The 14016-nt window shown below is 37.8% G+C and carries 12 protein-coding genes and 1 riboswitch; of the genes, 3 read left to right on the forward strand and 9 right to left on the reverse strand.

Features of this window, described 5'->3' with window-relative positions; genetic code table 11:
* Positions 1–39 precede the first annotated feature (39 nt).
* Both QNH24_RS20000 and QNH24_RS20005 read right to left on the reverse strand, forming a co-directional pair.
* On the reverse strand, positions 40–1548 hold the full coding sequence (locus QNH24_RS20000; protein ID WP_283869245.1) for an alanine/glycine:cation symporter family protein: 1509 nt from the start codon (positions 1546–1548) through the stop codon (positions 40–42).
* Between the two features lie 127 nt (positions 1549–1675).
* A complete protein-coding gene (locus tag QNH24_RS20005) occupies positions 1676–2482 on the reverse strand; it encodes an alpha/beta hydrolase (protein WP_283869246.1) in 807 nt (268 codons plus the stop codon).
* A gap of 134 nt (positions 2483–2616) precedes the next feature.
* Here QNH24_RS20005 and QNH24_RS20010 point away from each other — a divergent pair, with 134 nt between their 5' ends.
* Positions 2617–3138 (forward strand): gamma carbonic anhydrase, encoded by a 522-nt coding sequence (locus tag QNH24_RS20010; RefSeq protein WP_054771373.1) that lies wholly within the window; start codon positions 2617–2619, stop codon positions 3136–3138.
* Between the two features lie 265 nt (positions 3139–3403).
* On the opposite strand, the gene metK is transcribed toward QNH24_RS20010, so the two are convergent.
* A complete protein-coding gene (gene metK / locus QNH24_RS20015; protein ID WP_054771372.1) occupies positions 3404–4600 on the reverse strand; it encodes a methionine adenosyltransferase in 1197 nt (398 codons plus the stop codon).
* Between the two features lie 537 nt (positions 4601–5137).
* A riboswitch (SAM riboswitch) is annotated at positions 5138–5255 on the reverse strand.
* A 535-nt stretch (positions 5256–5790) separates the two neighbouring features.
* Between metK and pckA the strand changes: the two genes are divergently transcribed.
* Positions 5791–7377 (forward strand): phosphoenolpyruvate carboxykinase (ATP), encoded by a 1587-nt coding sequence (gene pckA / locus QNH24_RS20020; protein ID WP_283869247.1) that lies wholly within the window; start codon positions 5791–5793, stop codon positions 7375–7377.
* A gap of 215 nt (positions 7378–7592) precedes the next feature.
* On the opposite strand, the gene QNH24_RS20025 is transcribed toward pckA, so the two are convergent.
* Positions 7593–8369 carry an alpha/beta hydrolase family protein gene (locus QNH24_RS20025; RefSeq protein ID WP_283869248.1) on the reverse strand — a complete coding sequence of 259 codons (777 nt, stop codon included), beginning with the start codon at positions 8367–8369 and terminating at the stop codon, positions 7593–7595.
* Positions 8353–8817: an NUDIX domain-containing protein gene (locus QNH24_RS20030; protein WP_283869249.1), complete on the reverse strand. Its 465-nt coding sequence runs from the start codon at positions 8815–8817 to the stop codon at positions 8353–8355. The genes QNH24_RS20025 and QNH24_RS20030 overlap by 17 nt, the downstream gene beginning before the upstream one ends.
* 366 nt (positions 8818–9183) lie before the next feature.
* Here QNH24_RS20030 and QNH24_RS20035 point away from each other — a divergent pair, with 366 nt between their 5' ends.
* Positions 9184–9573 carry a hypothetical protein gene (locus QNH24_RS20035; RefSeq protein WP_283869250.1) on the forward strand — a complete coding sequence of 130 codons (390 nt, stop codon included), beginning with the start codon at positions 9184–9186 and terminating at the stop codon, positions 9571–9573.
* Between the two features lie 68 nt (positions 9574–9641).
* On the opposite strand, the gene QNH24_RS20040 is transcribed toward QNH24_RS20035, so the two are convergent.
* The 4 genes from QNH24_RS20040 to QNH24_RS20055 all read right to left on the reverse strand — a co-directional run bounded on the left by QNH24_RS20040 (position 9642) and on the right by QNH24_RS20055 (position 13905).
* Positions 9642–10565, reverse strand: coding sequence for an aminopeptidase (locus QNH24_RS20040; RefSeq protein WP_283869251.1), 924 nt, complete (start codon positions 10563–10565; stop codon positions 9642–9644).
* Positions 10566–10578: 13 nt separating this feature from the next.
* Positions 10579–11340: an IclR family transcriptional regulator gene (locus QNH24_RS20045; protein ID WP_283869252.1), complete on the reverse strand. Its 762-nt coding sequence runs from the start codon at positions 11338–11340 to the stop codon at positions 10579–10581.
* Between the two features lie 347 nt (positions 11341–11687).
* The gene (locus QNH24_RS20050) at positions 11688–12959 is read right to left on the reverse strand and encodes a M20 family metallopeptidase (RefSeq protein WP_283869253.1); all 1272 of its coding nucleotides are present in this window, start codon (positions 12957–12959) and stop codon (positions 11688–11690) included.
* Positions 12949–13905, reverse strand: coding sequence for a DUF1177 domain-containing protein (locus QNH24_RS20055; RefSeq protein WP_283869254.1), 957 nt, complete (start codon positions 13903–13905; stop codon positions 12949–12951). Before QNH24_RS20055 ends, QNH24_RS20050 begins: the two co-directional genes overlap by 11 nt.
* Between the last annotated feature and the right edge of the window lie 111 nt (positions 13906–14016).

Raw genomic sequence — 14016 nt, forward strand, 5'->3', positions numbered from 1 at the left:
GAAATAAAACATTCTATTTAATAGCTTTCCCTATATTACCTATTTATTTTGACGTTTTTTATTATAATCAACCCAGAAATCTGCACCTTTAATACCAAGTTCTTGAGGATCAAAAACAGGATCTTTTCCTTCTTTTTTCTGTTTCTCATAATCCTTCAATGCCACTATTGCAGGTTTCATAATGATTAAAATTGCTATAACGTTAATCCATACCATCAGTCCAAGTCCAACATCCCCCATTGCCCAAGCAAGGTCTGAAGTACGAATTGTACCATAGAATGCAGCTATTAAAATCGCAAACTTTGCAATCCATATGACGACTTTTTCAGCTGAACCAGAGAACAAATAAGCCACATTTGTTTCAGCAATATAGTAATAGGCCATAATTGTTGTAAAAGCAAAGAAGAATAATGCGATTGCTACAAATGGACCACCAAATCCTGGTAATGCAGAATCTACAGCAAATTGTGTATATGCTGCACCTTCCTTAATACTTTTCGCAAATGTTAGTTGTTCTTCTCCGGTAAGACCATTTTTGTTAAATTCTCCAACGTGAATAAATGGATCAGTACCTTCTGCTACCTTTTCATCCTGTACATTATACATGCCCGTAAATAAAATCATAAATGCTGTAGCTGAACAAATTAATAATGTATCAATGTACACAGATGCTGCTTGCACAATTCCCTGTTTTGCAGGGTGCGATACTTCTGCTGCTGCCGCTGGGTGCGCTCCAGTTCCTTGACCAGCCTCATTTGAATAAATACCACGCTTAACGCCCCAAGCAATTGCAGAGCCAATAATCCCACCAAAAATTTCTTGAGCACCAAATGCGCTAGAAAAAATAAGTGCAAATACGGATGGTATCTCTGTGATATTCATCCCAATAATAATGATAGCCATAATAATATAAGCTAAAGCCATAAACGGAACGATAATCTGTGCAGCGTTCGCAATCCATTTAACTCCACCAATAATAATTGCACCTAATAATACAACAATAATAAGACCCGTAATCCAAGTTTGAATACTGAAAGCGTTTTCAACAGCGGTTGCAATTGCATTCGATTGAACACCTGGCATTAAGATTAACATGGCAATTAATGCTGCTATAGCAAAAATTATTGCGAACCATTTTTGCCCCATTCCCTTTTCTATGTAAAAGGCGGGTCCACCTCGATATTCAGTATCTTTCTCTTCTTTATAAATTTGGGCTAACGTTGATTCCACATATGCGGTTGCTGCGCCAATAAAGGCTATTGCCCACATCCAAAAAACAGCACCGGGTCCCCCCATACCGATGGCTGTAGCTGTACCAGCAATATTACCTGTACCTACTCTCCCAGATAACGCAATTGACATTGCCTGGAATGATGAAATCCCCTTTTCCGATTTTTCGCCTTTAAACATTAAAACAAACATATCTTTAATGTGTCTTATCTGTAAGAACCGTGTAATGATTGAAAAAAACAATCCAATTAACAAAATACCATAAATAAACCACGGTCCCCACAAAATATCATTCAATTTTCCAACAATTGCCTCCATTTTACCCCTCCAATGTGAAAATTCTATTTTATAAGTCATTATAGTATTACACTTTTCTGAAAATTACAATATTATATTTCAGAAATAATAAATTAGTAATTTTCTAGTAAATTGGAGAGGTCAAACATTACTCAATAATATACCCAATTCTACGAAGAGCATTGTTGATAAAATCACGAATATAGACGAAAATCTCTTCCCTCTCTATTTCATGAAATAGATTATGATAGCAATTCGCCCATTCCTTAAACTGAAACTCTGTAAATTCCTGCTGATGAAGCCAATTACGAGTTTGTTTAGTTTCTGTTATACTATCTTTTTCAGCTGTCATTACAAGCATAGGCATATTTGGGAATTCTGCCTTTGGTAATAATACTAAATTCCGCATCATTTGCTGTAGCTCTCGATACCATTTCACTGAGACAACTGACATAAAAGGAATCTCATCCTTCATCTCTTCTCTACCTTCTACACTGCGAGTCAATTTCTCAAATGTAATTTCATGTGTTATTTTAACATTAGCTGTAAGAGCACTTAAACTTGTTAAAGCATTTGATAGTTTACCTGGCAACAGCTTTAATTGAAGCCATGGTGAAGTTAAAATAATGCCTGCACTTTCATATTTTTTCTTGTGCATAGTATGTAGTAATAATGTTGCACCAAGCCCATGTCCTATTAAAAACACAGGTAAATTATACGAAAAAGCATTCTCCATTAAATGTCTAGTATACTTGTTGTATTCTTTAAAATCCTCATCATGAACACGTGAAAACCTTGCATTGACACCATGATTCGGTAAATCCCCCATGACTATGTGGAAGCCTTCCAATCTAAGTTTTTCTATTAGCCATGCATACCAGCGGTGATTTTCATATGCACCATGAAGAATAGCAACCACAGCCTTTGCTTGTCCATCAGCTTCCCATTTCCACATTTACATAGTCCTCCTAAAAAAATAATTACACATTGATTATAACGAAATACTTAACTTTATTAATTTAATATTTCCATCAAGTTGCGTATTTGATACGATAATATTACATCATAGAAAGAAAAGAGGCGATTCTCATGATCTATCCATTTAAAGGTAAAACACCAACCATCGATCCATCCGTTTTTATTGCTGATTATGCGACCGTTACTGGGGACGTTACAATAGGTGCTGAAACAACTATTTGGTTTAACACTGTTATTCGTGGTGATGTGTCACCAACGATTATTGGTGAACGAGTAAGTATTCAAGATCTTTGTTGCTTACACCAAAGTCCGAAATACCCGCTAATTATTGAAGATGAAGTAACAGTGGGACATCAAGTAACTTTACATAGCTGTACAATTCGCAAAAATGCCTTAATAGGTATGGGATCAATCATATTAGACGGAGCAGAGATTGGAGAGGGTGCATTCATAGGAGCTGGCAGTCTAGTACCTCCGGGTAAGGTCATTCCACCGAATAGCTTAGCATTAGGTCGTCCGGCTAAGGTTGTTCGTGAATTAAATGCTGAAGATAAAGAAGATATGGAACGTATCGTCCGTGAATATGCAGAAAAAGGACAATATTATAAATCTCTTCAAGCAAATAATAAATAATACTAAGTAGCCCCATTTCATCAATTCATCTCTTCACCTGTAGAGGTGGGAGTCTTCTGTATCTGTCGCTGCCGCTACGCTTGCGCGCATAAAACATCTGCCGCTGTGCTTTTGATACAAAAAACAACTGCTGAATGAGGATAAAATTATGGTTTCGGGGCTCCTTTTTCATATTAAGAAAAAGGGCTATGTAATTAAACTAGCCCCTTCCTAATTAATACTTTAATATAATTTTTAATTCACTTTAACACTTTAGCGGGATAGCTTATAAACGTGCTCTTTCTCTTAAAGCCTCTGCTTTATCTGTTTGCTCCCAAGGCACATTTAAGTCAGTACGACCGAAATGTCCATATGCAGCAGTTTGCTTATAGATAGGGCGACGTAAGTCAAGCATTTTAATAATCCCTGCTGGACGTAAATCAAATAGCTCACGTACCCACTCGACAATCTCGCTTTCCTTCACTTTTCCAGTACCAAATGTATCAACAGCAATGGATACAGGCTGAGCAACACCAATTGCATAGGCTAATTGTACTTCAGCTCGTTCTGCTAAACCTGCTGCCACAATGTTTTTGGCTACATAACGTGCTGCATATGCTGCTGAACGGTCAACCTTTGTTGCATCCTTTCCAGAGAACGCACCACCACCATGACGCGCATAGCCACCGTATGTATCAACGATGATTTTGCGTCCAGTTAGACCGGCATCACCTTTCGGACCACCGATGACAAAACGACCAGTTGGGTTAATGAAATATTTAGTATTTGCATCTAGTAATTCACTTGGAACAACTGGTGCAATTACGAACTGTTTTAAATCTTCCTGAATTTGCTCAAGTGTCGCCTCTTCATCATGTTGTGTTGAAATGACAATTGTATCTACTCGTACCGGTATATTGTTTTCATCATATTCAATCGTCACTTGCGTTTTTCCATCAGGACGTAAATACGCTAGTTCACCAGATTTGCGCGCTTCTGTTAAGCGACGTGCTAATTTATGCGCTAGACTAATTGGTAAAGGCATAAGCTCCGGTGTTTCGTTACATGCATAACCAAACATTAAGCCTTGGTCACCCGCACCGATTGCTTCAATGTCAGCGTCTGTCATAGAGCCTTCACGAGCCTCTAATGCTTGGTCAACCCCCTGTGCAATATCCGGTGATTGCTCACCAATAGCTACAAGCACTGCAAGATTTTCTGCATCAAAGCCATATTTCCCACGTGTGTATCCGATTTCCGCTACAGTATCTCGGACAATACCTTTAATATCTACATAGGTAGAAGTAGTAATTTCTCCTGCTACTAATACTAAACCTGTTGTTACTGTTGTTTCACACGCTACTCGTGCATTTGGATCTTCTTCTAAAATGGCATCTAAAATGGCATCCGAAATTTGGTCACAAATTTTGTCTGGATGTCCTTCTGTCACGCTCTCTGATGTAAACAGTCGACGGTTTGTCATTTGGTTTTCCTCCTATTACTCTTACAAAAAGTATTTGTGAATACGGTACTCATTACCCATGTCAAGTCCGATCCTAAGGATTGAACTCTCAAGCCGTTACTGCTGTCGCTTCGCTTTCGTTTCTATTTCGCCTTGGCGTAATTGCGTCCGGATTTTATATTGTGCCCGCACAATTCATTCCTTTGAAAATCCGTGACATCCGCCAGAGGCTTTATCTTCATTCAGTAGGTGTTTGGACACCCACTAAAAAGGAACCAAAATCGCATTTATCTCTACCTGTAAAGGTGGAGTCTTCTGTATCTGCCGCTACGCTTACGCGCATAAAACATCTGCCACTTTGCTTTTGATACAAAAAAATATCTGCTGAATGAAGATAAAAAACAGCTGATGCTTTTAACACGAGGATTTCGAAAGATCCGTCATTATAATAAGGAAAGAACTACATATACTTACCTTTATATTCGTTTTTAACAATAAAAAAATCCTTTTCTCACGTTTACTACATGAGGAAAGGAATAATGACTTCGTAACCTTTCACTCTTATCGTTCAAGGGGTTTCCCTTGCATCAGGTTGGCACCAACGCATGTCGTGAAATAGTTCATGCAGGTTGCCGGGTTTCACAGGGCCTGACCCTCCACCAGCTCGGGATAAGAGTATCCGTTCAATATCTCATATTACGTAAAAGGTCGAACGTTGTCAAATATTTTTTGCTGTATTATTGTAAAGGTATAAGAGAAACTTAATGGTCAAAATACGATTGGCACCTGGGTGATGCTGTAAATGGAAGCAAATTAATCCCTATTACTACCTTATATCCTGTGTTAACATAAAAAGTGACCTAATATCTTCATCATAAAGCATAATATTTGTGGCTTAGAAGACTATCCCCCCTACATGCGGGAAGATGAATTCAGTTTTGCTCTTCTAAACTTGAGTTAATAACCTTCCATCTTGTGCGAACCTCATGTTGGTCAAATGCCTTCAAACGCTGTTATGTTCCGGTGAATGAATGATGACATCTCTCATTTTTACTTTACTTTTTGTCGTTTTCTTGAAAAGTAATAAAATCTCAAAAATAATTTCTGAATTAGTATAGATTATTTAAGCAATTGTGTTATACTATTTTTGAAATTAAGAAATTCTCCCTCAAACTCAAGGGAATACTATAAAAAAGGATGGTATTTAATCGATGAATTCAGTAGAAATTGCAAACGAACTGAAGGAATTATTAAGCGGCGGTAACATTAATGTTCAACTTTCGGTACCACAATTAGCTGAAAAGGCTACATCTCGTGGTGAGGCTATGTTAACAGTAGATGGCGCAGTTCGTGCAGAAACTGGCAAATACACTGGTCGTTCACCTAAAGATAAATATACGGTAGAAGAAGAAAGCACAAAGGATAAAATTGACTGGGGAAAAGTAAACCAACCGATTTCTTCTGAAGTGTTCGATAACTTATATGTAAAAGTAGTAAAATATTTAAAAGAACGTGACGAATTATTTGTATTCAAGGGCTTTGCCGGTGCCGACAAAGATTCACAACTAAGCATCCAAGTCATCAATGAATACGCTTGGCACAATCTTTTTGCTCATCAATTATTTATCCGTCCAACAGAAGAAGAGTTAGCTTCCCATGTCGCTGACTTCACAGTTATCTCAGCTCCTAACTTTAAAGCAGACCCTGCTGTGGATGGTACAGCTTCTGAAACATTCATCATTGTATCTCTTGAAAAGAAAACCATCCTAATTGGTGGAACTGAATATGCTGGTGAAATTAAAAAATCAATTTTCGGTATTATGAACTACTTATTACCACAACAAGGCATCCTTTCTATGCATTGTTCGGCAAACGTTGGTGAAACTGGAGATGTAGCATTATTCTTCGGTTTATCTGGTACTGGTAAAACGACTTTATCAGCTGATCCTGATCGTAAGCTTATCGGTGACGATGAACATGGTTGGTCTGATAACGGTGTATTCAACATTGAGGGTGGTTGCTATGCAAAAACAATTAACCTTTCTGCTGAAAAAGAACCAGAAATTTACAATGCAATCCGCTTTGGTTCTGTTTTAGAAAACGTAGCTGTTGACCCAGAAACTCGTATTTGTGATTATGATGACGGTTCATTAACAGAAAATACACGTGTCGCATATCCGATCCAATATATTGATAATATTGTTGATCCATCTGTTGCAGGTCACCCAAAAACAATCATCTTCTTAACAGCTGATGCATTTGGCGTATTACCTCCAATCAGTAAATTAACAAAAGAGCAAGCAATGTACCACTTCCTAAGTGGCTTCACATCAAAACTTGCTGGTACAGAGCGTGGTGTAACAGAACCAGAACCAGTATTCTCTACTTGCTTCGGTTCTCCATTCCTTCCACTTCCAGCAACTGTCTATGCTGAAATGTTAGGTCAAAAAATTGACGAACATGGTGCACAAGTATACTTAGTGAACACAGGTTGGACTGGTGGCGAATACGGTACTGGTAGCCGTATGAAGCTTTCTTACACTCGTACAATGGTACGGGCAGCAATCGATGGCAAATTAGCTGATGTTGAAACAATCCAAGATTCAGTATTTGGATTACATATTCCAACTGCTGTTGAAGGTGTACCAACAGAAGTACTTAACCCTCGTGATGCATGGGCAGACAAAGCAGCTTATGACAAAAAAGCGACTGAGCTTGCTGGTCTATTCAATGAAAACTTCAAGAAATTCTCTAACGTTTCTGAAGCTATCACTACACTTGGTGGGCCATTAAAATAATTTGCTTATACAAAGGGAACGATTTGTAGTCGTTCCCTTTTTCTTTTACAAAATTTCGAATCGCTACATGAAGAACTAACTATGTAGTAGTGGTATTTTTAAGATGAGGGAGGAGCAGAAACATTGTTGCTGGAGATAATTATTGGGAAAAGTATATAATTATTTCCCACCATATCCTCGTTATGAACGCACAGTTTGAGGTATGGTGGGCCCAGTTACTGACGTTTCATCCATTCGCAAAGAGCATGGACGGTCTCACGATTTTTTGCTGGAGGATATTGATGGGCAAAATGACGGTCATACCATGTTTCGTAAGTTTTATTGGCATCCTGTAAATAAAATTCTAATTGTCTAGCATGCTCGATATCTACATTTTCATCTTGATATCCATGAATAATAAGCACTGGAGCTGTAATATGCTCTATTTCAAATAATGGTGTTCGCGCGTCATAAGCCTCTGGCACACGGTTAGGCGTTCCTCCAATAACTCGCTTCATCATTCGGCGCATATCTATCCGCTCCCAATAAGTAGCAGTGGCATCAGAAACGCCTGCCCACGTTACAACAGATGTGATATCTCTGCGTAATATTGCTGTCCAAAGTGCCATAATCCCACCACGTGAAAACCCAAAGACATGTATATTATCATTGCAGTACTGCTTTAAAACGTTTACTCCGTAAACAGCATCATATCGATCAGCACCTGCAAACTCATCTCGCCCCTCCCCACCACGATTACCTCGGTAATACGGTGCAAAAACAATAAAGCCCTGTGCTGCAAATTGCGCGACACGTGAAGGTCTAACCATTCCAATACTCTGCATGCCTCCACGTAGATATAAAAAGCCATCATATGTACCTTCAGCTTTTGGCTCAGCCAATAAACCCTTCACACGAATACCCAAAGATATATAGGTAATTTCCGTTAACCGAATAGCTGGATTCGGCGAAGGATAGGTGCGTTTTTCAACGATTTCACCATTGATCATCATGTTTCAACTCCTCCAGCATTTTTTGCATACCTTCATCCTTCATATGAAAGCTTAAATTTGGATGATTCGCAAATTCATCGTCGGTTAACCAGGTCATCCCTGATGTCTCTAAATCAAATTCGATGTCCTCTTGCCCTGCAAATTGAGCAGTAAAAACCGTTTTACAAAATAACACTTCATCATGAACGGCATATTCTGCAAACCACTTTAAGTTTTTTATATGAACACCTGTTTCCTCAAACACTTCTCGAATTGCAGCCTCTTCCAAAGTTTCTCCAGGCTCTTGCTTTCCACCTGGAACCTCGACGCCACGTCTTTTATGAATCGTGCATAGCCATTTGTTATCATATTTCAAAAAAACAAGAACATGTTTAGGTTCAACTGTAAATTCTCCTCTTGTAAAGCTTAAATCCACTCGTAAACCATTTAAATCTGTAAATGAGAACATCCTCTTCAGCTCCTTCTCTTATTTCATACTTTGGGTCGAATCGATTACTAAAAATATTGGCATTCTTCAGCAGTTAGATTGTATCTGCCTCAAAAAAGAAGGAATCTCCCTCCTGTAATTCTCCATTCTTCACGTCCTTTTGGGGATACAGTTATTTTTAATATAGTGTAATTATGCAATGACAATCAACAAATAATCGCTAATAATTTCCTCTATAGAGTAAATGGGAACACAACATTCAAAAGAAAGTCGTTTAAAATTAAATTTTCCATAAAAGTAAATGTGGAAAGTATAATTTTTAATCAGGTAGGATTATGTAACTTTTTTAGGATTAGAAATGTCAAATACATAGGGAGGGTGACATAAGTGAAAAAGCTAAAATTTATTTATCTATTAATTTTTTCTTTATTCGTGTTAATTGGCTGTGCTGATAAAAATAAAGATATTAACGTTTCTGTAAGTAAAAAGCCTGATGCACAGGAAGTATTATCATTAGATACTAATGCGGATATATTTCAATGGAATGATATCATTTATCAAACAAATATTGATTGGATTAATGAACTCCAGTTAACTGAAAATTTGAAGGTTGGAAAAATTGAAGCTAACTCTTCAAATGCAGCGGAATTTAAAAATGGAACAGCAAATATGTTATCTGTGGGTACTGAAATTTTTACAGTAAAAGAACGAAATGATGTGTTAATGGTGAAAGATGGAGGAGAGCTTAAATTTTATTATTTATTAGCTGAAGGTTAAAAGAAATCTTTGCAATATTTCACACAAAAAAGCGTATTCGATTTAATTTGAATACGCTTTTTGCATTCCTAAATAACTTGTTTGCCATCGAAATAGACAGTTGGATTTTTGACGACACAATCTATATGAACATCTGCTGCATTTGCGCCACCAAATGGTACATTACTGCCAAATGCAATATGAATGGTGCCAAATACCTTTTCATCCTCAAGGACATTCCCACATAATATAGCACTTTTGTTTGCACCAATCCCAAACTCTGCAATGATACGGCCATTGCCCTCCCCTAGTAATTCAAGTAATTTCGGGCCATCTGAACCGATTGCATCCTCTAGTCGACCATTGCGAAGCTTTAGTAATAATGGTTCTTTCAACACACCAATATTAGCAATAGAGCCATCAACTAAAATCTCACCATTTGCAGATGTTTCAATTGGAGCAATGTAGGATTCACCTGATGGAATATTACCATATTCTCCGGAATTGCGTACAATACCTGTTGAACGAATACCGGAACGATTTTCTACGCTAAACGTCAACTCATACCCATCTTTTACAATGTGAACATCCTTTGCAGTATTCAGTAGATTGACATAGCTTTCTACAAGTACTTCTATTTCATTTGCATCAGCATGAAGTGCCCCTTGCTCCAGCATTGCGAATGTAACGCCTGGCATTGTGGCAACTCGCCCGCCATTTTCACACGCCTTTTTTCGAGCCATTGTATGTGTTAGAGAATGGGAGGTAATGCATAAGGTAACATCTACTTGCGACATCAGTGACGATATAGCGTTCACTGGTTCATGTCCAGATTTCTTCAGTAGTGGCATCACAACTAGCATTGTGTTTTCCGTTATGCTTAAACCTGCCTGATGGAAAATTTCAGCAATCTCTTGTTTGTGAACATCTGTTAGAATCATCAGTGTTTCTGAGGATTGAACATTTAAATTATTTTTTAAGATATTCAGTGCAATCTCCTGTAAATGCTGCATGTATTTTTTCTCCTTAATTAAAATTCAAATGATACCTACGTATGATATTTTCAACCTCTTGTCTCGCTTGTGTTAGCGGTTCCAAAACTTCTGGAATACGTTGCTCTGTAAAACGGTAAGTAGGGCCTGATACAGTAACTGAACCTACCACTTCTTCTTCACTATTAAATACAGGCATTGCAAGTGCCAGTACATCCGCAGTATATTCACCTTTACTAACTGCATAGCCACATTCTCGTATCTTTACGAGTTCATCTCGAATTTCAACTGCATCTGTCATAGTATTGTTTGTGTAGGCGATTAATGGCACATCAATCACTTTTGAAATTTGCTCTTCATTGAGGAAGGCAAGCATTGAACGGTAGGAGGCTCCTACATAAAGTGGTGTTCTACTTCCTCTAGATACTGTGAATTTCACCTTATTGACAGGCTCTGCCTTGAGCAAAGTTAACGCCTCTAAGCCATTTAATACTGTAAAAATAGCAGTTTCACCTGTTGTATCCTTTAATTTTTCGAGAACTGGCATGCAAAGTTGATCAATGTTTAAAGAATCATACATATTCATCCCAATTTCCCATAAGGCAATGCCTAATGAATACTTTTTAGTTATAGGATCTTTCGTAATAAATCCATTATTCTCAAATGTTTCAAGAATACGATATAAATTTGTATGATTCATATTCATTGCCATTGCTAGCTCACGACCACCCCATGTGGGCTTTTCCTTTGTAAACATCTTTAAAACGGCAATAGATAAATTTAAGGTTTTTAGCATCTCTCTCATCCTTTTGATCTATTTATCTGACAGTAACGGGCAGTTCTATCAAGTTTGGTGAGGAATTAACTGCCCGCACATGCCTGATTCGTAAAGTTCTAATCTGTAGGGATGAGGAAAACCCTTCTGATTAGAACTTTACTTTTTCTTGTACAAAAGATTACCTTTACGGTTACTTCAATAAGGGGGAATTATCGAGATAGTATCATGTATGGCAACCGTTTGTACAAGATCGTTTAACTTTAATCAGTGGAGGATGAAGTTTGGGCTCGTAATGACCCGTCCTATACGTCATCCCCCACCGATTAAAATTCATTATCAAAAGTAAGAGAGGAGGTAGCTCCCCCTTACTTTTGATGTAAAAAATCTATGGCAGCCGTAATATAAACTTTTGCACAACGTATGATATCCTCTACACGCACTTTTTCATTATAGCCATGGATACTTGGCAAATAGGCTGGACCATATTGTAGTACTGGAATATTATATTGTCTGAAATGACGAGCATCACTACTTGCCCATTGCATCACACCATATGCCTCTTTACCAGTAACAAATGAGATATTATCTACGATTGCTTGGCATACAGGGTTTTCAGCTGGTGTATAGTTGGCCACACTTTTAAATCCAAAACGATTTATCGAATAGTCAATATTTAATGCATCTAATTTATTTGCCAATATATCAGTAACTTGTTCTTGTGTAATGCCAAAAGGTAAGCGGCAATCTATTTGTACCTTACAATAATCAGGAATAACGTTGGACTTCGTACCTCCCTCAATTGTACCAATATTTACAGTAATTTTCTCTAATACTTCTTGATATTTCAAACGGTCTTTTTCCACTTCTCGCATGTATTTTTTAGATACTTCAATTAGGGGCTGTACTTCCTCTGGAATAGTAATCTCTAAATCCCATAAGGTACGTATTTCATTTATGGCAGAAATCGCATCTATAATAGCATTTCTTCCTGCTAATGGTGATAGGCTTCCATGACCAGGTTCCCCACGTACCTCTAATTCAAACCAGTACGAACCTTTTTGACCAATCGTAGGATTTAATGGTGATGAGGGCTCCGCAATTAAACAGCCATCTCCCTTTACTAGATTTCGTTCTAATAGCCATGGGACTCCATACTCTCCACCTGTCTCCTCATCGGGAACGATCGCTAAAGTCAGTTTTCCTGGTAGCTCAATATTCAATTTCTTTAGCATCTTAGTTGCAAAAATAATTCCTGCTAATCCTGCTTTCATATCACTGGCGCCACGACCAAGCATCCATCCGTCCTTTACTTCCCCTGAAAATGGGTCGAAATCCCACTTAGCTAAATCGCCAACAGGTACCACGTCTGTATGGCCACAATAAACTAGCTCTTTCCCCTCTGTATTTCCAATAGAGGCTACTAAATTAAACATTTTATCCGCAGATTCATATTTTTCATAGGGAATATTTACCTCATTTAAATAATCTTCGATAAAAGTTGTTATTACCGTCGTATCACCTGGTGGATTGACGCTCGGAATTTGAATTAATTTTGAACATAATTCAATCAACTCATCTTTATTATGTTCAACTTCTTCAATTAGTTGTAACTTGAGCGCGTGTAAATCATTGTTCATGAGCAGGTACCTCATTTCCTTTTGTTTGTAAATGATTCATGCTTCCATATAAAATTTCGATAAGAGCAAATTGCTTTTCATCATAGAATGAACATTTTTTTGCACCATAAACCTTAGCTACTTCTAAGACAAATCGAACAACATTTTCTACATCTGTTACATGTGTGGCACCTGTTGCACAGCCTGCTACTACAGATTCTGTTGTAATGGCAACGCCTACAACTGGGCTTGTTGTGGCAACAGCTGGTTGTAAAATACTATTAACATGGAATAGACCATTTCCATATGGTGTAATATCTTGCGTAGTAATTGGCATGACAACAGGAGAAATTCCTGCCGATTGAGTATACACATGTAGTAAATCATCACTAACCTTCAAAATATAGCCTTCCTTAACGGTTGGGGTGATGGCAAACCCTTTATGGTTACATATTTGATTACCTTTTGTTGTATCAATTGATAATATAGCATCCATCATTTCATCAACTTCATTTTCATTCATAACACTAATATCTACTGGGGAATTCATAAATGGTACTGGCTCGTGCGGTAAAGTTGGGGCTGTTGGACAAATATGTGTAGTAAAAATAACGTCCCCCTCTAGCTGATCGCCCTTTAAAGCCATATCAATTGTTTTCGCTGCACTTGCCATACAGGCTAATGCACCATCACCATCAGAAACGAAGCCTGTCATTTCTGGGCGTGCTCCAATTCCACCTAAACGTCCGATAATACCTAATGTTGGGGCGTTCCCACCTGATGATTTACCGTTTTTCCCCTTGACCAAAACTCTTACAAAATCAGTGGAGCCATTGTCACCCTTAATCGTTTTTACAGTAACATCTGCAGAAGAGTCAATATTGTGTAAGTAATCTTTAACAACCTCCCCATTTACATAGATACTATCCATTAATTCGTATAATTCCATAACATGTTTCAATGACATATTCTTGCGCTCCTTTTTATTACCTCACAACATTTGATAGAGCTTCGTGAAATCGTTAGATAGACGTTTACCCTAAGCTTCTAATAAAAGAATGCTAATGAGGCTTTTTTC

It is taken from the genome of Lysinibacillus pakistanensis (genome assembly GCF_030123245.1).
GTDB classification, from domain to species: Bacteria; Bacillota; Bacilli; order Bacillales_A; family Planococcaceae; genus Lysinibacillus; species Lysinibacillus pakistanensis.

What these genes read in the sequence shown, in the direction of transcription:
- QNH24_RS20000 (WP_283869245.1), bottom strand. Translation starts at nt 1,548, where the DNA reads ATGGAGGCAATTGTTGGAAAATTGAATGATATTTTGTGGGGACCGTGG.
- QNH24_RS20005 (WP_283869246.1), bottom strand. Translation starts at nt 2,482, where the DNA reads ATGTGGAAATGGGAAGCTGATGGACAAGCAAAGGCTGTGGTTGCTATT.
- QNH24_RS20010 (WP_054771373.1), top strand. Translation starts at nt 2,617, where the DNA reads ATGATCTATCCATTTAAAGGTAAAACACCAACCATCGATCCATCCGTT.
- metK (WP_054771372.1), bottom strand. Translation starts at nt 4,600, where the DNA reads ATGACAAACCGTCGACTGTTTACATCAGAGAGCGTGACAGAAGGACAT.
- pckA (WP_283869247.1), top strand. Translation starts at nt 5,791, where the DNA reads ATGAATTCAGTAGAAATTGCAAACGAACTGAAGGAATTATTAAGCGGC.
- QNH24_RS20025 (WP_283869248.1), bottom strand. Translation starts at nt 8,369, where the DNA reads ATGATGATCAATGGTGAAATCGTTGAAAAACGCACCTATCCTTCGCCG.
- QNH24_RS20030 (WP_283869249.1), bottom strand. Translation starts at nt 8,817, where the DNA reads ATGTTCTCATTTACAGATTTAAATGGTTTACGAGTGGATTTAAGCTTT.
- QNH24_RS20040 (WP_283869251.1), bottom strand. Translation starts at nt 10,565, where the DNA reads ATGCAGCATTTACAGGAGATTGCACTGAATATCTTAAAAAATAATTTA.
- QNH24_RS20045 (WP_283869252.1), bottom strand. Translation starts at nt 11,340, where the DNA reads ATGCTAAAAACCTTAAATTTATCTATTGCCGTTTTAAAGATGTTTACA.
- QNH24_RS20050 (WP_283869253.1), bottom strand. Translation starts at nt 12,959, where the DNA reads ATGAACAATGATTTACACGCGCTCAAGTTACAACTAATTGAAGAAGTT.
- QNH24_RS20055 (WP_283869254.1), bottom strand. Translation starts at nt 13,905, where the DNA reads ATGTCATTGAAACATGTTATGGAATTATACGAATTAATGGATAGTATC.